The following is a 20,336-nucleotide window of genomic DNA, read 5'->3' on the forward strand; positions in this document are numbered from 1 at the left end:
TCATGGCTTTCGAAGCCCGCGCCCAGGAACTCGAGCAGCGCTTTGCATTCTTCAAGACGACGCTCCCGCCGGATGACTACATCCGCGTCAGCCTCGCGCTCACCGAGCTGCTCAAACGCCGCGAGGCTGGGCTCGTCGAGCTCGGCGACATCGCGGCGGAGAAGGGAGACCGCAAGATCGCCGACAACTTCCGTAGCAAGCTCGACACGCTGTCCAAGTTCGTGCTCAACGGCCTGGCCAACCTCCTCGAAGGCTACAAGGAGCCGCCCCAGAACCTCATCGCCTTCCGCGACATCGCGGCGAGCGAGGAGCGCAAGTTCTGGGAGGGACTGGAGCGCTGCAAGATCGGCGAGACGCACGACGAGCAGATGCTGATCTGCAACCGGCTTGAGGAGAAGGCGGCCATCTACGGCACTCACTGGGCAAACCTGTCGCAGACCGAGAAGGACCTGCTCGACAGGGAGCGCTACGCGGCCGGCAAGCTCCGGGAGATCGTCAACAAGATGATGGAGGAAGTCGTGCCCGCGCATGCCACGGGCATCCGCGATGCGCTCGACGCGGCCTCCAAGGTCGAGCAGGTCAAGAAGCAGATCAACGACAAGTTCAAGGAACTGCTGCGCGAGGCCGTGAAGCGCGTGGGGCTCGACCCGAAGAAGGCGGACGAGCTGCTCGATCAGATCGAACGGCAGCGTCAGAACATCAAGGACGCGGGAGAACGGCTCGGCATCGATCCGGCGATCATGAACCAGATCCTCGAGCTCACCCGGCCGGGCAACGCCTTCGCATCCTATGTCTTCACGGCGCTGTCGATGGTCTACAACCCGCTCGGCGGCGCGGCGAAGATGATCGGCAAGGGTGCCAAGGCCGTGCTGCCGGTCGCGCAGTCCTACGTCGACCAATGCGCGTCGGAGATGCTCTCGTTCATGGGAGGCCGCAAGGGCGTGATCATGAGCTTCTCGACCGTGCGCCGCGAGGCCACCGACTACGTGCTCAACAACGGCTACGAGAAGGCCAAGCAGTACCGCTCCGACGCGGTGAGAGCGATGGAGGACTGGCAGAGCGCGCAGGCAACCGATGGCCTCAAGGCCAACGTGCGCACCTTCACCGCTCGGGCCGACGACTCGCTGACGTACTGGGTCGAGTTCATGCGCAAGGTCCACCAGACCTTCGTCGACAAGTTCAAGGGCATCCTCGTCGAGTCGATCAGCAACGAGACCATCGACGCGCTCGCGGATCGGCCGTTCTACGAGCAGTGGGCCAACGGCATCGACCGGCTCGATCTCGACCAGCAACTCCAGCGCCTCTACGCCGGGATCTACGAGATCCAGGGCAATGTCGACCGGGCCTTCGGCGCCTTCACGACCTTCAACGAACTGCCCTACGAGGCCCAGGCGCTGCTGCAGGAGACCGTCAACCGGCTCGAGAGCGAACTTCGCGCCCCGGCGACCCAGGAGATGCAGGAGGCGCTGAAGACCATGGATGCGGCGCGCGGCCGAGCGCCGGCCTCGGTGGCCAAGAACGCGGCGCGCGCCGTGCAGGAGATCGCCCAGCAGGTCGCCTCCGCGGGCCGCTAAGGCTGAGGCGCATCCAATACTCCACGCTCGGACGTGACTGTCTCGACGGAGGTGCGGCTCTACGATAAGCGCGCACCCATGCTCGAGACTTCACAGCCTTCCATCCTCGCTGACCGCCCACCCGTAGGCCGCACGCTCACGTTTCGCATCGCTCCGGAGACGGACGTGCTCGGCGCGCTCCGCCGGCTGCGCGAGGGCGTGCCGGCCGATTGCGGCGTCATCGGCATCGGTGAGCCGGTGGTGCTCGCGCTCGGCAAATCGATTCCGGGGCTGCGCACGTTCCCAGCCATGTCCGGTCCGGCCTGCAGCGTCCCATCGACACAGGATGCGCTCTGCTTCCTGCTGCGAGGTCCCGATCGCGGCGTCGTGTTCGACCTGACCCAGCAGATTCGCGAGCTCGTCGCCGACGCATTCCTGCTCGCGGATTCGAACGACACGTTCACCTATCACGAGGGCCGCGACCTCACGCGGTTCGAGGACGGGACGGAGAACCCCAAGGGGGAGTTGGCGGTGCGGTCGGCCATCGTGGCCCAGGGCGAGCACCTGCGCGGCTCGAGTTTCCTCGTCGTGCAGCGCTGGGTTCATGACCTCGTGCGCTTCCGCCGGTTCAGCGAGGAGCGGCGCGAGATGTTGATCGGACGGCGAGCCGATTCGAATGATGAAATCGAAGAGGCACCGGAATCCGCGCACGTGAAGCGGACGGCGCAGGAGAGCTTCGAGCCACCGGCCTTCATGATCCGCCGCTCGATGCCGTGGGCGACGGCGACGCAGGAGGGGCTCGAGTTCATCGCGCAGGTCGAATCGCTCGACCGGTTCGAGATCATGATGCGCCGGATGGCGGGGCTCGAGGACGGAATCGTGGACGGGCTCTTCACCTTCTCGCGACCCATTACTGGCGGCTACTACTGGTGCCCGCCGCTCGAGAAGGGCCAGCTCGACCTGGCGCTCCTCGGCCTGTGACCGAGCGCCAACTGGTATGACAGGCATACCAGCTCGGTTCATGGCCGCCGCCTGCGGGGCTGCCCTTTCAAGCAGGGCCTCGCCGGTCAAGGCACCGTGAAGAGGCCCACCACGTTCGGATCGATCGTAGAGCTGACGAGGCGGATACCGGTGGCGCTGCTGACGCTCGCGACATCGGTGACACCCAGGTCCGCCAGTGAGAACGTGACGGCCCCCAGCTTCGACTGCACCGTGCCCACGGGGGTTCCGGTGACGCTCGCAACGCCGCTCGTGTAGTTGATCGTCGCCAGGGCGTTCGACATGTTGCCCGCGGCCGAAGAGGTGAACTGATTCGCGCGCAGGGAGAGCGAGAACGAGCCCACCGGGGTGTTCGACGCATTGACCAGCGTGACGACAGTGTCGTCGCCAATCGTTCCGGAGGTCAGCCCCGTCTCGACGATGAAGAAGCGGGTCTTCGCGGTGAAGGCCGTGCCGAACTGGAAGTTACCCGAGCCCAGGTTGTTCGCGCCGTCATGGACGCTGAGGCCCGAAGCGGCGGCATTGGCGTTCGCGGGCACCGTGCCACGCGCGTTGGGGGTGTTGGTCCCCGTGATGCCATTGGCCGTCGCGCCCACGAGGTTCGTGAAGGTGCCCTCCGCGGTGGTGAGGGAGCTCAACTGCGCATTGCCGGTGAGGTTCTCCGGAGTACCAGCCGTCACCGTTCCCGTGAAGGCCGCATTGGTCACGACCTGAGGCCCGGAGACCCCCACCACCGGATCCGGCAACGTGGAGATCTCGTAGGCGATGCGGTTCAGGTTGGTGGCATCGGTCGAGCTGATCCCCAGGCCTGCCGCCGCGCTGTCCGTGCCGACGGACAGGGTACGCGGATCGGCTCCGGTGACCTTCGCGAACAGCACCGCCGCCGAGAGGTAGCTGCCGTACTTGCTCGCATGGCGGCTGTCCGCGGCGCTCCAGAGGTTGAAGGTTCCCGCGGTGGTTCCATTGGAGGGATCCGGATCCGCCAACCCCTGATCGACCGCGCGCATGAACCCGTCCCCCACCCGGGCCACGCCCGTGAAGCCCAGATCGCTCCGAGCCTTGAAGTACGCGTTGCGCAGGTCGGTCTGCATCTCTGGCAGGCCCGCCGTGCCAGCCGTGTAACTCTGGGCCGAGACCGACGCGGGCGATGCCCAAGTCTCATACAGGAACACCCGGGCCGCCGGGTTGCTGCTCACCACGAGGCTCCGCAGGCTGCCAGCACCCGAGGAGAAAGCCGCGGGGTCTCCTCCATGAGCGGTGGGCAGGGGACGCGTGCTCTGCTCCTGCAGGACGACGTTGTCCCAGACGCGGCCGATGATCGACGCCTTCGTGGAAGCGTGCCCGCTGAGCGTCTCGCTGCTGACCGCCTCGATGGTGACGTTGAACGAGAACCCGGCCTGGACGGTCAGCTTCTTGAAGATACCCGGCACCCCACCCTGCGCACTGCCATTGGCATCGGTGATGGCCGCCTTGTTGTACGAGTACGCCGGCTCCTCGTTGCCGTGGGTGAAGCTGTTGCCCACGAAGAGGATGCTGCCCTGGGTCACCACGGCTCCGCTGGAGCTGCCCAGTTCTCCGTCCTGCTCCGGCTCCGGGGCGCCACTGCAACCGGCGCTGAACGCCAGAAGCGTCATCGCCGCCAGCCCCAGCAGACCTGTCCTACGGGGACGGCTCACAGGGAACGAAGCATCCAGTGGGGTGCGGCGCATGACAGGGTCCTCCTCGAGGGCACGGACTCACGGCAGCACCTTACTTAAACTGATTTTCCTTTATTTCAAGGAAAACAAGATGACGCTCCGCGGCGTTCAGGAATCCAGATCGCGGCAGACCAGCGTCAGCGAGAGACAGTTGATGCTCAGGAAGCAGCACAACTCCGGACAGGTCACGGGTAGGGGTCGCCCGCCAGTGATCTCACTCAGCTCGGACTCCTCGAGCTCCGTGAGCGGCACGCCGGAAGGGTTCTCCGGAAGCGCGGCGCGCTGTTCGAGCGGGAGACTCGCGCGGTACTCCGGATCCTTCCACGCCTGGACGATCATCGCGGTGTTCATGGTGTTCTCCTGGGAAGCCGGGAGAGGGAAAGGGCTCCCCACAGAGAGTCTTCCGCGCGCGTGTTTGTGATGCGCTACGGCCAGGTGCCTTCGGAGGCCGAGCCCCAGCCCGCTTCTCCGTCGACCGGCTTCTCCGCTGCGCCGGAACGCCGTGTCCGAATGGGCGGGCTCCCGTCGAGCCAGTCCCACTTCTCTCCCGTCCAGAGCATCTCGCGCCAGCCCAGGCGCGCGGCGGCTTCACGGGCTCGGGCTCTATGAGCAATGAGCGCCCAGCCTTCTCGAGACTGCTTGCTCTCCCCGCTCTTGAACTTCAGGAGCCGCTGCTGACCGCGGGCCTCCTCGCAGTCCGCATCCCAGATGGCGTGGTTCTTGAGTCGCTCTCCCTGGTAGTCCACGCCGTTCCGGTCGCACCAGGCGAACACATCCTTGGCCCGGACCAGCTTGGAGCCCTTCGAGAGTTCCGTGACAGCTTCCACCAGGAGAGCAGCGGTCATGACACGCATGGGGGGCGCACCGGGGCAGAGCAGTGACGAGGACCAACCTACTGCGTGGGGCCCCATCCAATGGCCATGAGCACTCCATGCCTTTGTCATGGTTCTGTCATGAGAATCCAAGACCGGAGGCAGTGGAGCAGTGCCCGAAATGATCACCCGTGATGCTTATTGAGTACTCAACCTGGGAGGTCGGAAATAGGTGAAGGAGGTTTCTGGTCTCGTCGAGATGCCAATCCTCTCGACCCACCTTCCCCGCTGGCTCGTCTGGGGGGCAGCCATCCGAAAGGTTTCCCCTCGAATTCCTAGCTGCCTGCTTTTGCTCACGAGAATGCGGATCCGGATCCGGTAGACCGGCTTTTCCCCGGCGCAGCTCCTCGCTACGGTGCCGCCTCTCCAGGTCCGCCCCATGCCCCCCGCTTCACGTAGCCACCTCCGAGCACCTCCCTCCGATCCCGCCGCGGGCCGGCGCTCCCGGTGTGTCTTCGCGACCGTGCTGCTCGTGGGTCTGCTCGGAGGCGCGCTCCCAGCCTCGGCCCTTGATCCGGACAAGTCCCTGGTCCAGTTCCCCCACCGCGTCTGGCAGACGACCGATGGGCTCCCGGAGAACGCCATTGAGGCTCTCGCGCAGACGCCCGATGGCTACCTCTGGTCCGGCACCTGGGAGGGACTCGTCCGCTTCGATGGCGTGCACTTCACCGTCTTCGATTTGATCAACACCCCTGCCCTCCAGGGACGCACCATCCGCTGTCTGGCCACGGATCCGGCAGGAACCTTGTGGATCGGCACCGACGTGGGGCTCACCCGCATGAGCCAGGGCATCTTCTCCGCCGTCAACGCGGCGCCCGAAGTTCCACTGCGGCACCTCCACGCGCTGCTCCCCACGAGGGATGGCTCGCTCTGGATCGCCACCGACGGCCATGGACTGCTGCGGTACTCCGAGGGCCGCTTCCAGGTGTGGACCACCGATACCGGCCTGGCCCACAACCGCGTTGGTGCGCTCGTCGAGGATCCCAAAGGAAGGCTTTGGGTGGGCACGCCGAAGGGCCTGCAGTTCTGGGACGGCACGGCGCTGCAACCGGGCCCCTCGTTGCCGGAGCAGGCCAATGCCTCGGTGCTGTCGCTCGCCGCGGAAAAGGACGGCACCCTCTGGATCGGCACCGAGGATGGCACTGTGTACCAGTTGCGCGATCAGCGCCTGCGGCCCGTCCCCGAGGCGAGCCTACCGGGCTCTCCCGTCGGAGCGCTCTTCGTGGACCGGCTGAACACCCTCTGGGTGGGCAGCACCGGTCTGGGCATGCTGCGCCTGGCCCAAGGCCGACGCTTCACCTTCGATGTCACCCAGGGTCTGGTGAGCAACACGGTGATCGCCTTCCTGGAGGATCTCGAGGGCAACCTCTGGATCGGTGCCTCCGAGGGAGGGCTCCACCGCTTCAAGGATGCGCCCTTCACTTCGATGGGCCGCCCCGAGGGACTGCCCCAGGAGGTCGTCACCGCCATCTACGAGGCCCGTGACGGCAGCCTCTGGTTCGCGGGCCTGGGCAGCGGTGTCACGCGCTGGCAGGACGGGAAGATGACCACGTGGACGACTCGCGACGGCCTCATCCACGACCGCGTCCGCTCCATCACCGAGGCCCCCGATGGCAGCATCTGGTTCGCCACCCAGACGGGCCTCAGCCGCTGGGAGCGCGGCGCCATCACCCTGTCGCTCTCCCACGCCCAGGGCCTGCCGTCGGGGGCCGTGCGCGTGGCGTACTTCGACCGGGAAGGTTCGCTCTGGGCCGGCACCCAGGAGGGCCTGGCGCGGTGGAACGGCGAGCAATTCGAGCTCCTCACCCGCGCCCAGGGACTGCCCGGCAACTCCATCACGCTGCTCAAGAAGCGGAAGGCCGGAGGCTTCTGGGTGGGCACCGCCGAGGGCGGGCTCGCCTACTTCCTCAAGGGCCGCCTCGTCCTCGTGGCCGACGAGGGCCGACCGATGTTCAGCGAGGTCCAGGCCCTGCAAGAGGAGCCCGACGGCGTGCTGTGGATCGGCACCGACGAGGGCCTCTACCGGTGGAAGCAGGACAACTTCCAGCGCTTCTCCCGCTCCGAGGGCCTGTTCAACGATCGCATCTTCGAGATCCTCCCGGACGGGCACGGCAACCTGTGGATGAGCTGCAACAAGGGCATCTTCCGCGTGTCCCAGGCGGAGCTGGAGGCCGTGGCCGACGGCCAACTCTCGCACCTCACCTCGGAGGCCTACGGCACGGATGAGGGCATGCGCGCCGAGGAGTGCAACGGCATCGGCATGCCCGCGGGCATCGTCAGCCGCGATGGCCGGCTGTGGTTCCCCACCATCCGAGGCGTCGTCGTCTACGATCCGAACAAGCCGTGGCAGACGCAGGCACTGCCCGCCCCCTCGGTGCTCATCGAGGATCTCCTCATCAACTCGAGGTCCGTGCCCCTGGCTGTCGAGCGCCCCATCCCCGTGGGAGAGGGCCGGGTGGAGATCCACTACACGGCCACGAGCCTGCGCGCGCCCCAGCAGCTCACGTTCCGCTACCGGCTGGAGGGCGTGGACGCGGACTGGGTGGAAGCCGGCTCCCGGCGCGAGGCCTACTACACGCACCTGGCCCCCGGGCACTACCGGTTCCACGTCGAGGTGGCCTCTCCACATGAGGGGTTCACGCCGTCCGAGGCCACGCTGCTGTTCTCCCTGGAGCCGCGCTTCTACCAGACGTGGAGCTTCCGCGTGGCGTGCGGACTGCTCACCGCTCTGGTGGTGGCCGGCACCGTGTGGCTGCGCATCCTCCGAGTGCGCCGGCGCGAGCGGCAATTGCAGGCCCGCGTCGATGAGCGCACCGCCGAGCTCGCCACCGTCAACGGCGACCTGAAGGCTCGCATCCAGGAGCTGCAGGCCACCCGCGAGCGGCTCATCCACGCCGAGAAGATGGCGGCGGTGGGCACGCTGGCCGCCGGCGTGGGGCACGAGATCAACAACCCCCTGGCCTACATCATCTCCAACCTCCACTACGCCACCTCGGAGGTGCGCGGCGCTGCTCAACGGGAAGGCCCTCAGGCCGGCTGGGGCGAGGTGGAGCAGGCGCTCGATGAGGCGCTCCAGGGCGCCGATCGCGTGAAGCGCATCGTCCAGGACTTGAAGACGTTCTCCCGCATGCAGCCCGAGCGCCTGCGGCGGGTGGATCTCCACGGGGTGATGGAGCTGGCGCTGTCCATCGCGGACGCGGAGATCCGCCACCGGGCCCGCGTGGTGAAGGAATACGACGAGGGGCTCGAGGTGCTCGGGGACGAGACGCGCCTGGGCCAGGTGTTCCTCAACCTGCTGGTCAACGCCGCCCAGGCCATCCCCGAGGGCCACGCGGATCAGCATGAGATCCGCATCACCCTGCGCACCAACGAGCGCGGCCACATCCTGGCGGCGGTGAGCGACACCGGCTCGGGCATTCCCCCCGAGGTGCTGCCCCGCATCTTCGAGCCCTTCTTCACTACCAAGCCGGTGGGCGTGGGCACCGGGCTGGGGTTGTCCATCTGCCACTCCTACATCCAGAACATGGGCGGGGAGATCCGCGTGCGCAGCGAGCAGGGCAAGGGCACCACCTTCGAGGTGGAGCTGCCTCCGGCGCCGAAGGATCCCTCGGGGGCCCATACCATCCTTCCCGCAGTGGGTCCGTCCTCCCCAGCTCGGGGCCGGCTGTTGATCATCGATGACGAGCCGCTGCTCATCACGGCCCTGTCCCGCACGCTGGAGCCCGACCATGAGGTGGTGTCCTTCACCAGCGCGCGCCTGGCCCTGGAGCAGCTGCGCGCCGGGGAGCGCTATGCCCTCATCCTCTGTGACCTGATGATGCCGGAGATGACGGGAATGGAGCTGCACGAGACCCTGCGCCACGAAGCCCCCGAGATGGCCGAGCGCATGGTGTTCCTCACCGGCGGTGCCTTCACCGAGGCGGCCCGTACCTTCCTGGACAGCACGCACCTGCCCTGGCTGGAGAAGCCCTTCGAGCCGGAACCCCTTCGCGCCCGCCTCCGAGTGCTGCTCACCGAGCTCGGTCAGCCCTCCAAGGCTCCTGCGGCTTGAGGCGGGGACCGGACGCTTCACGTTTCTTCATATGCAGTTCCGGTTGCGGCGCGGACGGACGGGGTAAGTATTGAGGTCCATGGCTGCCGCCGTCCTCGTGCGAACCCTCGTCTTCCTCGTCATCCTCAGCGTGCTCTCCGTCCTGAGCCACGTCTACCTGTACCGGCGCATCTTCCGGGACACCTCCGGACACCCGGGCTGGCGCAAGGCCGGAGTCATCGCCATGGCGGCCCTGTGCCTGCTCATGCTGGGCTCGCGGGGACTGGCGTTCGTGCTTCCCGAGGATCTCGTGTTCGCCCTGGCCACCGTGGGGTGGACCTGGATGAGCGTGGCCATCTACCTGCTCCTGGCCCTCTTCGTCCTGGGCGGGGCGCGCTCCCTGGCAGGCCTCGTGCGGCAGCGGCGGGCGCAGGCCTCCGCACCGGCCGACTCCGCACCGGCTTCGGCTCCCGCTCCCGCCCCTGCTCCTGTCTCCGAGGAGCGGCGCCAGTTCCTTGCTCGAGCCACCGCCGGCGGAGCGCTGCTCGTCACGGGAGGCATGGTGGGGTACGGCACCTGGCGCGCCTTCCACCCTCCCGTCATCAACCGCATCTCCGTCCGGCTGCCCGGCCTGCCCAAGGCGCTGGATGGCGTCACCCTCGTCCAGGTGAGCGACATCCACGTGGGCCCGCTCATCCAGCGCCGCTTCATGGATGCCATGGTGGCTCAGTGCAACGCGCTCAAACCGGACCTCGTGTGCATCACCGGAGACCTGGTGGATGGCAGCGTGGAGGACCTGGGCCACGCGGTGGGCGCACTCACGAATCTGCGCAGCCGATATGGCTCCTACTTCGTCACCGGCAACCACGAGTACTACTCCGGAGACGAGGAGTGGACCGAGGCACTGGAGCGCATGGGCATCCCCGTGCTGCGCAACCGGTTCTTGCGCATCGGCGAGCCGAATGCCTCGTTTGATCTCGTCGGCGTGGATGACTGGTCCGCGGGCCGCTTCGGCGGTGGCCAGGGATATGATCTCAAGAAGGCCGTGGCGGGCAGGGATCCCGATCGCGCGGCGGTGCTCCTGGCCCACCAGCCCGCCAACTGGAAGGAGGCCCGCGAGGCAGGCATGGGCCTGCAGCTGTCCGGGCACACCCACGGCGGCCAGTTCTTCCCCTTCAACCTGGCCGTGTCCGCCATCTGGGACTACGCCGCCGGACACTTCGAGGAGAACGGGCGCCACCTCTACGTGAGCCGGGGCACGGGCTTCTGGGGACCTCCGGTGCGCATCGCCGCCCCACCGGAGATTGTGCAGGTGACGCTGCTCTCTTGAGGTAGATAGGATGCGGTTCCCATGCGCAAGGAACCGGCGAAGCGGGAGATCAAGCAAGAGCGCGCGGCACGCACCCGGGTGGAGATTCTCGAGGCGGCCATCACGCTGTTCGCCCGGCGCGGGTTCCTGGCAACGACGATGGCGGAGCTGGCCAAGGCCATCCGCATGACGCCTGGCGCGCTCTACTGGCACTTCCCCACGAAGGAGGATCTGCTGCTGGCGGCCATCGACGAGCTGCACCAGCGCTATCTCAACGAGTTCGTCGATCTGCTGACCGAGCACCGCAAGCAGGCGGCGCGCGAGCAGATCGTCTCATTCCTGAATCGCACGGCGCAGTTCCTGCGGTACCACCGTGAGTACGGCATCTTCTTCGGCATGGTGTCCGCCGAAGCCGCCGAGTCCAACGAGCGGGTAGCCGAGGCGCTGCGCGAGAAGCTCGAGGTCTACGTCCACGTGCTGGCCAGCATCATCCGCTACGGGCAGAAGAAGGCGGAGTTCCGCGCGGACGTGGATCCGGTGCAGACGGCGCACGGGGTGATCGGCGCGTACATCGGCCTGCTCGTGCACCAGAACCTGTTCCGGGCGACGGTAACGTACGATCCCGTCCTGGCCTCGCTGGACAAGCTGCTCGTCACCGGCATCCAGCCGCTGAAGGAGTAGGAAGCTCCCCTCCGAGCGCGGTTCGAGCCAACCTGTCTGCCAGTCCTACAGGTTCGGCTCATGGCCGCCCGACACCGGCGCTCCCTGGAACCACCAGGAGCGCCGGGCCGAGCGCTGCGGCTCTGCTCAGGGCGACTGGACGTTCGCCGCGCCCGGAGTGACCGTGGTGGTGAACTTGAAGTCCATCGCGTTCACGTTGGAGTCCACTCCGTTCGGCGAGCGCGACAGCGAGCCATCGGCCGTCCCCGAGTCCTTCAGCGTCGTCGTCGGGTTCGTCCCTTCCTGGAAGCTCAAGCTCGCCGTGCCCAGGACGACATTGGGCGTCTGCCCACCGTACGAGATCGAATCCACCAGCTTGTCATTGGCTGTGTCGTAGATGCCCACCGCATCCGGATCACCATTCTGGATGGCCGCCGCGAACAGGATCTTCTTCGCGCCCGCCGGCACCGTGTCGAGCACCAACTGCGAGCCCACCACCAGGTACTGCCCTGCCGCCAGATCCGTCTGCGTCGAGAGGTCCACTTCCGCGTACTTGCTGCCGGTCCCCGAGCCATTGATGAAGACCAGCTTCAGCCCAGACAGGGAGATCGTCTGGCTCGAGCTGTTGTAGATCTCCACGAACTCCTTCGTATCCGCGCTCGGCTGGTCGTAGTCGATCTCGTTGATGATCAGCCCCGCCACGGACACCACGAGCCTCAGCGTCGAGGAGAACGACACCGTGCCCATGCTCGCCGTCAGCGTTGCCGCCGTCACCGAGGGAGCGCTGTCGGCCGTGAAGGTGAACGTGGCCGAGGTCGCGCCTTTCGCAATGGTGGCGGAGGCCGGGATGGAACCCGCTCCGCTCGCCGGAGAGAGCGCCAACGTCACAAGGGTGTCTTCCAGCGCGGACTGGTCCAACGTCACCGTGAAGGTCTGCGTCGCGCCGGCCAGCACCGTGGCGTTCGCGGGCGACAGGCTCGCCAGACGAGGCAGCGTCGCGCCCACCCGCACCGGCGTGGAGAACTCCACCCCGTCCAGGCTGGCCTTCACCTGCCCGTTCACGTTCGGCGAGCTGCCCGCCGTGAAGGTGAAGCTCGCGGACGTCTGTCCCATGGGCACCACCACCACCTCCGGCACCGTGCCGTACGTGGCCGCCGCCGAGTCCGGCGTCGCCGACAGCTCCACCGCCGTGTCATACAGCGCCGGCGCATCCAGCGTGACGGTGAACGTGTGGCTGGCGCCCGGCTCCACCAGCACCGCAGCGCTGGGCGTCAGGCTGGCGAGCTTGGGAACACTGGCCGCGATGGTCACCGTGGCGCTCGCGCTGGCCGCGCCCACCGAAGCGGTGACGGTGCCCGTCGTGCTGGACGGCGCCGCGTCCGCGGTGAAGCGGAACGCCGCCTCCGTGGCGTTGAGGGGCACGCTCACCGAGGTGGGGCTGACAGTGCCGAAGCCCGCCGGCGCCACCGTGAAGTCCAGCGTCGTGTTCGCCGGAGCCGGCCGGTCAAGCTTGACGGTGAAGCGCACCTGCCCGCCCGCCGCCGTCACTGGCTCGTTCGGCGTCAGCGAGGCCACCTGGGGTTGCTCCATCTCTCCCAGCACACGCACCGTGACTGTCTTCGAGGAGCCCTCCAGCGTCGCCGTGAGGGTGACGCTCTCGGCCTGGGACACACCCTGCAGCGGCACCACCACCGAGGTCTGTCCCTTTGGGATGGTGACGGTACCGTTGCCGTTGGTGCCGGCATGGAGCGCTCCCGAGCTGGCCTCGAGGGTGACGACCACATCCTCGAAGTAGGTGCCTCCCAGCGTCAGCGTGAGCGCCTGCGGGAAGGAGTCCGTCCCCATCTGCCCCACGCGCACGTACTGGCCCGAGGGACCGAACGCGGTGATGGCCGGCGGCGGCGCCACCAGGTCCTGCACGCCGCGCACCTCCACCTTGTAGTGGTCATTGCGCAGCTCCAGGATGCCCCGCACCAGGCGGAACTTCGTGCCCACCGCCGGCAGCGGATTGCTCAAGTAGAGGTAGTCGTTGACCCGAACGCCGGCCGTCTCATTGTCCGTGCTCGCCGTGGTGTCCACGACGAACTCGTTGGAGGGCGCCTTGTCGCCCGAGCCCAGCGTGGGCTCCAGCTTCGTCACGGAGACGTTGTCGAGCTCCACCAGCACGCCCTCCAGCGCCACGGCGCGCGGGCCTCCGGTGTGCACGTCCGCCGGGCTCACCTTCACCGGCGCCGGCAGCGGATTGTTGCTGGAGTTCTTCGTGAACGCGGCGTTCGTGAGCTGGATCTGCCCGTAGTAGTTGGCCGCCGTCCCCGAGGTGATGGAGATGCGATCCCCCGCCGCCACCGAGGGCTTCGTGCTGGTGAACACGAACAGGCCCGAGTAGTCCGGCGTCTGTTCGGAGGTAAGTGCCTGGACGAAGAAGCCCGTGCTGCCCACCGCCGTCACCAGCACGTCCGCCAGGGCCACCGGCTCGTTGACGAGCGGGTACGTTCCACCCACCGGCTTCTTCAAGTCGTAGATGCTCACCGGGCAGGCCTGGAAGCCCGGGTTGGCCGTGGCGCACGCATCGCACGCGTCGCCGTGCCCATCCTTGTCCGCGTCCGCCTGGTCCGCGTTGGCCACGAACGGGCAGTTGTCCAGCCAGTCCTTGAGGCCGTCCGCGTCCTCGTCGTCCGGCGCCGGCACCTTGCAGGTGGTGCTGTTGGCCTCCAGCGGGCACACGTCGCACGCGTCACCCACGCCATCCTTGTCCGTGTCCGCCTGCACTCCGTTATCCATGGGCCGGATGGGGTTGAAGACGATGGCGCAGTTGTCCTTCGAGTCCGGCACCCCGTCCCCATCCTGGTCGTCCGCCGCCCGCGCTCCGCTGTACGCCGTGGAGCTGTTCACGCTCGCGGGGAATTGGGTGTTGGTGGAGGTACGCTGCGGCACGCACGTCGGCTCGTTGGTGGGCGCCTGGTTGCAGAAGAAGAGCGGGTAGAGGTTCGTGTTCGCCGTCGCCAGCGCGCTGTACGTCTGTTTGATGTCATCGTTGATGCACAGCACCCTCTCCGCGCCACACACCTCCAGCCCCTCACAACCGCTCCTCCCCAGCGCGGTCACCAGCGCCTTGTCTCCGTAGAGCGGCAGGCCACCACGCACGGTGAGCACCACGTCCTCCGGATTGGCGGTGATGACGGCGCGATAGGGCGAGGCGGCGAAGCTGCGCAGCCGGAAGATGGCCAGGTCCGCCACCTTGCCCTTCTCGAGCCGGCCCAGCTTCTCCTGGGTGTCCGTGATGTCCGCCGCGTTGGCCGTCACCAGGCGCCACAGCTCCTCGTCCGAGAAGGGCCGCGAGTAGTAGTTGGTGTTGAGGAAGTCCGCGCACTGCAGCTCGCGCAGCAGGTTCATGGAGCCCGAGGCCACCCAGTCCGTCCCCAGCGCGATGGTGACACCCATCTGCTTGTACGCCGTCACCATGGCCGTGTCGCCGTACAGCGACACGTTGGAGCGCGGAGACCAGATGAGGTCCGTGCCCCGGCTGGCCATCATGCCGATGTCCGCCGCATTGGCGGCGATACCGTGGATGATGGCCGTCTGGCGCGTGAAGAGATTCTGCCCGCCGTTGTCGGTGGTGGACACGCAGCGGAACTCGTTGTGCGCGGACTCCTCGATGCCCTCGGCCACGTGCGGGAAGTAGGCGGAGTGGGCCGGGATGACCGTCGGCTTGTCGATGCCCGAAGCCGGGTAGTCACAGCTGTTCGTCAGCTCCTTGCCCCCGGAGTCCCCCAGCGGGAACGTCTGGTATTCGATGGCCTGCTCGCCGAGGCCTGCCTGGTTGCCACCGCTGGTGGTGATGCTGTCCTTGTCCAGGTTGCGCAGCAGGCCCGGCTGCCCGCCGCTGCCCGCCACCGACGTGGTGCCTGCCAGCACCTGGCGCAGCTCGCCCCACAGGATGGCGTTGTTGCTGCTGGTGGCGCCGTTCACCAACTGCGTGTGGCCGTCATGGTTCTTGATGCGCCAGTCGTGCCGGTGCTCGTAGCGCTCCTCGGTGCGCGACGGCGGCCCGCCCTGGTAGGTGATGTGGTCGTGCGAGTTGATCAGGCCCGGGGAGATGACACCCTGCGGGCAGGAGATGACGGTGGCCTCCGCGGCGTCCGCGTTGTCCGAGCAGTCACACGCCGAGCACTGGATGATGCCCTGGGCATCCACCAACACCTGGCCGCCATTGAGCACCCCGCTGTCCTTGAGCACCACGCCCAGGAACAGCCGCGCGCCGTTGGTGCCCGGCTTCGTCACCTCGCAGGTGCTGCCCGAGGACACCGGCGGCAACGTGGCGCACTCGGTGCTGGGCTTGGGGGTGAGGGTGCAGTCGTTCTCGCAGCCATCCCCGTTCTTCGAGTTCCCGTCGTCACAGGCCTCCTCGAGCTCCCGTACCCCGTTGCCGCACGTCAGCGGAACGGTCTCTGTCGTACACGTGTTGCTACAGCCATCCCCACTGTTGTTGTTGCCATCGTCACATTGCTCCGCGCCCTCCTTTTGCCCATCTCCACAGACGGTGTTGCCGTCGCTGGAACAGCCTGTGATTGCGAGAAGGCCGGTGGCGAGCACGGCCAACAGAAGGCGCGTTTCTTGACGCATGCGGATGTCCTGGGAGAGCGAGGGGGAGGACTCCGTACCTGCCACGGCACGAGAGCCCCTGTGCAACATTTCAGCGACACTTTACCCCGGACACGACCTGTGAAGGAAGTGAGGGGGGAAGCGGGCAGAAGACCTGGTGGGTCTTCCTGGGCCCCCCTGCCCGCCAAACCCTCGTTCGCACTATGGTTCGAGGCTCCGCATGACGACCCGAGCCTCCGCCGTCTCTCGTTTTCTCCAGAACCACATGCGCCGGGACGCCCAGGCGCGAGAAACCTCCGTGGCCGGTTACATGGCGGGGCTGGCGGGGGCGTGCCTGGTGGCGGTGGGAGCGCTGGGGCCGTACCTGGGCTGGGGGCTCACTCGGGCGTTGCTGTCGCTGGTGGGGGTGCTGTGCGTGTACTACGCCATCCTCTGGCGGGCGCTGCGAGCCGGGTGGTTCCACCCCGCCATCCACTGGCTCAATGTGGCGATTGAGGTGAGCATTCCCTCGGTGGTGCTGGCCTTCGACTTGCGGTTCCAGGGGCCCACGTATGCGCTCACCGCGCCCACGCTCGTCATCTGGGGCACGCTGGTGGTGCTGGCGGCGCTCCGCACCCAGCCGTTGTTGGCGCTGGTGGCCGGAGCGCTCGCGGGGGGCGAGTACCTGGGGCTGTACTTCTTCTTCGTCCGGCCGCTGTTGCCCGAGCAGCCGCTGCTGACGCTGACGCCGCCGTTCATCGTCATGCGCTCGGTGTTCCTGCTGAGTTCAGGCGTGGCCACGGCCATCCTGGCGCGGCACTTCGTGCGGAAGACGGAGCAGGCGCTGGCCGCGCTGCGCGAGCAGGAAGTCATGGGCAAGTACATGCTGCACGAGCGCATCGGCTCCGGCGGCATGGCCGAGGTGTACCGCGCCACGTACAGCCCCGAGGGTGGTTTCGAGAAGCAGGTGGCACTGAAGCGGATCCTCCCTTCGTACGCGGACGATGTGGAGTTCGTCACGCTGTTCCGCCGTGAGGCGGAGCTGTGCTCCACGCTGCACCACCCGAACATCGTGCAGGTGTTCGACCTGGGGAAGCATGCCAACACGTACTTCCTGGCGATGGAGTTCGTGGACGGGCTGCCGCTGAGCACGCTGCTGCGGGGGCGGGGGTGGCAGGGGCTCCCGGTGAGCGCGGTGGCGTTCCTGGGGGCGGAGCTGGCCTCGGCGCTGGACTATCTGCACCGGCGTACCGGGCGCACGGGCGAGCCGCTGCACCTGATCCACCGGGATGTGAATCCGCCCAACGTGCTGGTGTCGCGGATTGGAGAGGTGAAGCTGTCGGACTTCGGCATCGCGCGGGACACGGCGCGCGCGCAGCTCACCGTGGCGGGCAGCGTGCGCGGCAAGCTGGGGTACATGTCGCCGGAGCAGGCCTACGGCAAGCAGATTGATGGGCGCGTCGATCTATATGCGCTGGGGCTCACGCTGCACGAGGCGCTGACGGGCCAGCGCGTGCTGGTGGGGCAGAACGAGGCGGAGTTGATGCATGCGGCGGTGACGCAGGAGATTGCGCCGCCCTCGGCGAGCCGACCGGATGTGCCGCCCGAGCTGGATGCGGTGGTGATGGGGCTGCTGCAGCGCAGCGTGAACCAGCGCATCGCCACGGGTGCTGAAGTCCGCGAGAGGCTGCTGGCACTCACGGGGGACGCGGCGCCCTACCCGCAGGGACAGGCGACGCTGGCACGAGCGGCACAGGAGGCGCTGGCCCACGTGCGCCAGGGCACCGAGCCGGTGTCCGGCTCACGCTCGGCTCCGAGTGCCTCGGGGCAGATCCTCATGCGCTCGGGGTGAGCGCAGGGCTGGCACGCCGTCGGGCCTCCAGGGCATGCTGTAGCTCTCGCCGCCTACTCCGGAGTCTCCCGTGGCCTCTCCTGTCTTCGGATTCGCCGATCTGCACTGCCACACCATGGCGCACCTCGGCTTCGGTGGGCACCTGCTGTCTGGCTTCCCTGATGGGAAGATGGAGCAGGCCCTCGCCCGCTGTGACATCCACCTCCACGGGCCCTGGGGCCTCGGGCAGTTCGGCAAGAACTGGTCCCTCCTCCAGGTCTTCATCGAGGACACCCTCGGTCATGGGCCCTGCGGCCATGACTCCTATGCCCACTGGCCCCGCTTCACCACCATGGTCCACCAGCAGGTCTTCGTGGACTGGCTCCAACGCGCCCATGCCGGCGGGCTGCGCCTGCTGTGCTCCGTCGCCGTCAACAACGAGCTGCTCGCGGACCAGACACACCACCCCGACAAGGACCAGAGCTCCATCGAGAAGCAGATGAACGAGCTGCGCCGCTTCACCGAGCGCCACTCGGACTGGATGGGGCTCGCCCTGAGCGCCTCCCACGCCCGCCAGCTCATCCAGGCCGGCAAGCTCGCCATCGTCGCGGGCGTCGAGGTGGACTCGCTCGACAGCCTCCTCGGAGATCGCGCCGCCCTCAACAAGCAGCCCCTCTCCCTCGAGCAACTGCCGCGCATCCTCCAGTGGCTCCGCGACCAGGGCTTCCGGATGATGACGCCCCTGCACCTGGCCAACAACAGCTTCGGCGGCGCCGCCGTCTATGACGACAAGTTCAACCTGCTCAACCACTTCCTCCGTGGCGAGTTCCTGAATGTCGAGGGCAACACCAGCGTCGCCTTCCGGCTCGGGCAGGACCTCGACACCCAGACCAAGGTCTCCATCGTCTTCTATGAGCTGACCCAGCGCGCCCACTACCCCCGCGGCTACTCGCTCAACGCTCCGGGCCAGGGACACGTCAACCGGCTCGGGCTCACGAACACTGGCAAGGCCTTCCTCCAGGCCGCCATGCGCCAGGGTTTCATCCTCGACGTCGAGCACATGTCCCAACGCTGCACCAATGACGTCATCTCCATGGCCGAGCAGGCACGCTACCCCGTCGTCGCGTCGCACTGCTCCTTCCGCGAGCAGGCCCTCGCCCGCGAGGAGACCAGCGTCAAGGCCAAGCGCGCCAACGAGTATATGAAGACCCGTGAGCAGGCCCGGCGCATCCTCGCCCTCGGCGGCCTGCTCGCGCCCATCACCAACCAGCACGAGGTGAAGGACTTCCCGGGCAGCACCGTGGCCAATGACTGCGCTCGCTCGTCCAAGACGTGGGCCCAGTCCTATCAGTACGCGCTCTCCCTGCTGAGCGAAGTAGGCGCTGGCGGCGTCGCCATCGGCACCGACTTCAACGGGCTCAACCAACAACCCGGTCCGCGCTACGGCTCCGAGGCCGCCTACGGCCTCAAGGACGACTCGCTCCGCCACAAGCGGCGCCCCGTCCAGCAGATGCTGCAGAAGCAGAAGCAGCCCCTGCCCTACGAGGGAAATATGCATGGCACGAGCGTGCCCTTCGTCCGCTCGCGCGCCGGCTCTCGCGAGTTCGACTTCAACACCGATGGCCTGGCGCACATCGGCATGCTGCCGGACTTCATCCGGGATCTCGCCCACGTGGGCATGACCGATGCGCAACTCAGCCCGCTGTTCTCCTCGGCCGAGGCCTTCCTCCGCATGTGGGAGGCCTGTGAGGCCCGAGGCGCCGCCCTCACCGCCGGTGAGCCGGTAAGCTGATCATGGCCGCCCCCCGCGGGCTGCCCCTTTCCCCAGGCTTCACCTCAGTGGAGCCTCCGGAGCTTCACCCCTTGGACGTCGCCATCGTCACCTACGCCGACCTGCCCCAGCTCGACGCCAACGAATCGCCACTCCTGCCCGCCCTCGCGGCGCTCGGCTTGGATGCACGCCCCGTCGTCTGGGACGATCCGAAGATGGACTGGCGCGTCCCCAAGGTGGCCGTCATCCGCAGCACCTGGGACTACCACCTGCGCCGCGAGGCCTTCGTCGCCTGGACCACCAAGGTGGGGCGCCTCACCCGCCTCTACAACCCGCCCGACGTGCTCCGCTGGAACACCCACAAGACGTACCTCCGTGACTTCGAAGCCAAGGGCATTCCCTTCACTCCCACCGTCTGGGTCCCTCGCGGTGGCAGCGTGGATCTCGGCGCGCTCATGCGGGAGCGTGGCTGGGAGACCGTGGTGCTCAAGCCCGTGGTCTCCGCCGGAGCCCTGAAGACGTACCGCTTCGCTCGAGCCCAGCTGGACGCCGCCCAGGCCTGCCTGCAGTCGCTGGCCGCCTTGGAGGAGGTGATGGTGCAGCCCTACCTCACCGCCTTCGAGACCGAAGGCGAGCGCGCCTACCTCTTCTTCGATGGCGCCTTCAGCCACGCCGTGCGCCGGCCCCCGGGCCTCAAGGACACCCCTCGCGGCATCCAGCAGCCCCAGCTCTTCGAGCCCCTCGCCGAGGAGCTACGCCTGGCCGAGGACGTGCTCGCCGCCGTCGGTCAGCCCCTGCTCTACGCCCGTGTGGATGTCGCCACCGACAACGAGGGCCGCTCCCGCCTCCAGGAGCTCGAAGCCACCGAGCCCAGCCTCTTCCTCAACCTCGACCCCGCAGCCCCAGCCCGACTCGCCCAGGCCATCGCTCGCAAGTTGTAGTCCTGCTAACGTCTCAGCGTTCACCTGCCGAGAGGTGGACACCGGTAGGCCCCCAGCATTCAAGCTTCGACCATTCGTTGACATCTGATCGT

12 protein-coding genes are annotated in these 20,336 nt (G+C 67.5%); 8 read left to right on the forward strand and 4 right to left on the reverse strand.

Translation table 11 applies throughout. The annotated features are described in order from the left end of the window. Positions 1 to 2: 2 nt before the first annotated feature. Together KY501_RS21020 and KY501_RS21025 are read left to right on the forward strand one after the other, a co-directional pair. Positions 3 to 1,574, forward strand: coding sequence for a V-type ATP synthase subunit I domain-containing protein (locus KY501_RS21020; RefSeq protein WP_224364997.1), 1,572 nt, complete (start codon positions 3 to 5; stop codon positions 1,572 to 1,574). 165 nt (positions 1,575 to 1,739) lie between these two features. After that, the gene (locus KY501_RS21025) at positions 1,740 to 2,534 is read left to right on the forward strand and encodes a Dyp-type peroxidase (RefSeq protein ID WP_224364998.1); all 795 of its coding nucleotides are present in this window, start codon (positions 1,740 to 1,742) and stop codon (positions 2,532 to 2,534) included. An 86-nt stretch (positions 2,535 to 2,620) separates the two neighbouring features. Here the strand turns inward: KY501_RS21025 and KY501_RS21030 are convergent, their stop codons facing one another. From KY501_RS21030 to KY501_RS21040, 3 genes are all read right to left on the reverse strand, one after another. After that, positions 2,621 to 4,261: a cell division protein FtsK gene (locus KY501_RS21030; protein WP_224364999.1), complete on the reverse strand. Its 1,641-nt coding sequence runs from the start codon at positions 4,259 to 4,261 to the stop codon at positions 2,621 to 2,623. A gap of 96 nt (positions 4,262 to 4,357) precedes the next feature. Continuing rightward, on the reverse strand, positions 4,358 to 4,600 hold the full coding sequence (locus KY501_RS21035; protein ID WP_224365000.1) for a mersacidin/lichenicidin family type 2 lantibiotic: 243 nt from the start codon (positions 4,598 to 4,600) through the stop codon (positions 4,358 to 4,360). Positions 4,601 to 4,674: 74 nt separating this feature from the next. Further along, positions 4,675 to 5,103, reverse strand: coding sequence for a hypothetical protein (locus tag KY501_RS21040; protein ID WP_224365001.1), 429 nt, complete (start codon positions 5,101 to 5,103; stop codon positions 4,675 to 4,677). A 397-nt stretch (positions 5,104 to 5,500) separates the two neighbouring features. On the opposite strand from KY501_RS21040, the gene KY501_RS21045 reads away from it, so the two are divergent. The 3 genes from KY501_RS21045 (at position 5,501) to KY501_RS21055 (ending at position 11,141) form a co-directional block, all read left to right on the forward strand. Beyond that, on the forward strand, positions 5,501 to 9,172 hold the full coding sequence (locus KY501_RS21045; RefSeq protein WP_224365002.1) for a two-component regulator propeller domain-containing protein: 3,672 nt from the start codon (positions 5,501 to 5,503) through the stop codon (positions 9,170 to 9,172). A gap of 79 nt (positions 9,173 to 9,251) precedes the next feature. After that, complete coding sequence (locus tag KY501_RS21050) at positions 9,252 to 10,481, forward strand: metallophosphoesterase (RefSeq protein WP_224365003.1); 1,230 nt, start codon at positions 9,252 to 9,254, stop codon at positions 10,479 to 10,481. Between the two features lie 21 nt (positions 10,482 to 10,502). After that, on the forward strand, positions 10,503 to 11,141 hold the full coding sequence (locus KY501_RS21055) for a TetR/AcrR family transcriptional regulator (RefSeq protein ID WP_224365004.1): 639 nt from the start codon (positions 10,503 to 10,505) through the stop codon (positions 11,139 to 11,141). Between the two features lie 126 nt (positions 11,142 to 11,267). Here KY501_RS21055 and KY501_RS21060 read toward each other — a convergent pair whose 3' ends face one another. Further along, positions 11,268 to 15,743, reverse strand: coding sequence for a lamin tail domain-containing protein (locus KY501_RS21060; protein WP_224365005.1), 4,476 nt, complete (start codon positions 15,741 to 15,743; stop codon positions 11,268 to 11,270). A gap of 199 nt (positions 15,744 to 15,942) precedes the next feature. Here KY501_RS21060 and KY501_RS21065 point away from each other — a divergent pair, with 199 nt between their 5' ends. The 3 genes from KY501_RS21065 to KY501_RS21075 all read left to right on the forward strand — a co-directional run bounded on the left by KY501_RS21065 (position 15,943) and on the right by KY501_RS21075 (position 20,244). Next, complete coding sequence (locus KY501_RS21065; protein ID WP_224365006.1) at positions 15,943 to 17,553, forward strand: serine/threonine-protein kinase; 1,611 nt, start codon at positions 15,943 to 15,945, stop codon at positions 17,551 to 17,553. A gap of 70 nt (positions 17,554 to 17,623) precedes the next feature. Then, on the forward strand, positions 17,624 to 19,324 hold the full coding sequence (locus KY501_RS21070; RefSeq protein ID WP_224365007.1) for a membrane dipeptidase: 1,701 nt from the start codon (positions 17,624 to 17,626) through the stop codon (positions 19,322 to 19,324). A 71-nt stretch (positions 19,325 to 19,395) separates the two neighbouring features. Further along, complete coding sequence (locus KY501_RS21075; protein ID WP_224365008.1) at positions 19,396 to 20,244, forward strand: ATP-grasp domain-containing protein; 849 nt, start codon at positions 19,396 to 19,398, stop codon at positions 20,242 to 20,244. The last annotated feature ends 92 nt before the right edge of the window (positions 20,245 to 20,336 follow it).

The organism is Hyalangium versicolor (genome assembly GCF_020103695.1).
Classification (GTDB): Bacteria; Myxococcota; Myxococcia; order Myxococcales; family Myxococcaceae; genus Hyalangium; species Hyalangium versicolor.

Bases quoted from the DNA above. Each gene is read 5' to 3' on its own strand.
- KY501_RS21060 (WP_224365005.1), bottom strand. From the start codon at position 15,743: ATGCGTCAAGAAACGCGCCTTCTGTTGGCCGTGCTCGCCACCGGCCTT.
- KY501_RS21045 (WP_224365002.1), top strand. From the start codon at position 5,501: ATGCCCCCCGCTTCACGTAGCCACCTCCGAGCACCTCCCTCCGATCCC.
- KY501_RS21035 (WP_224365000.1), bottom strand. From the start codon at position 4,600: ATGAACACCGCGATGATCGTCCAGGCGTGGAAGGATCCGGAGTACCGC.
- KY501_RS21040 (WP_224365001.1), bottom strand. From the start codon at position 5,103: ATGCGTGTCATGACCGCTGCTCTCCTGGTGGAAGCTGTCACGGAACTC.
- KY501_RS21020 (WP_224364997.1), top strand. From the start codon at position 3: ATGGCTTTCGAAGCCCGCGCCCAGGAACTCGAGCAGCGCTTTGCATTC.
- KY501_RS21055 (WP_224365004.1), top strand. From the start codon at position 10,503: ATGCGCAAGGAACCGGCGAAGCGGGAGATCAAGCAAGAGCGCGCGGCA.
- KY501_RS21030 (WP_224364999.1), bottom strand. From the start codon at position 4,261: ATGCGCCGCACCCCACTGGATGCTTCGTTCCCTGTGAGCCGTCCCCGT.
- KY501_RS21065 (WP_224365006.1), top strand. From the start codon at position 15,943: ATGACGACCCGAGCCTCCGCCGTCTCTCGTTTTCTCCAGAACCACATG.
- KY501_RS21050 (WP_224365003.1), top strand. From the start codon at position 9,252: ATGGCTGCCGCCGTCCTCGTGCGAACCCTCGTCTTCCTCGTCATCCTC.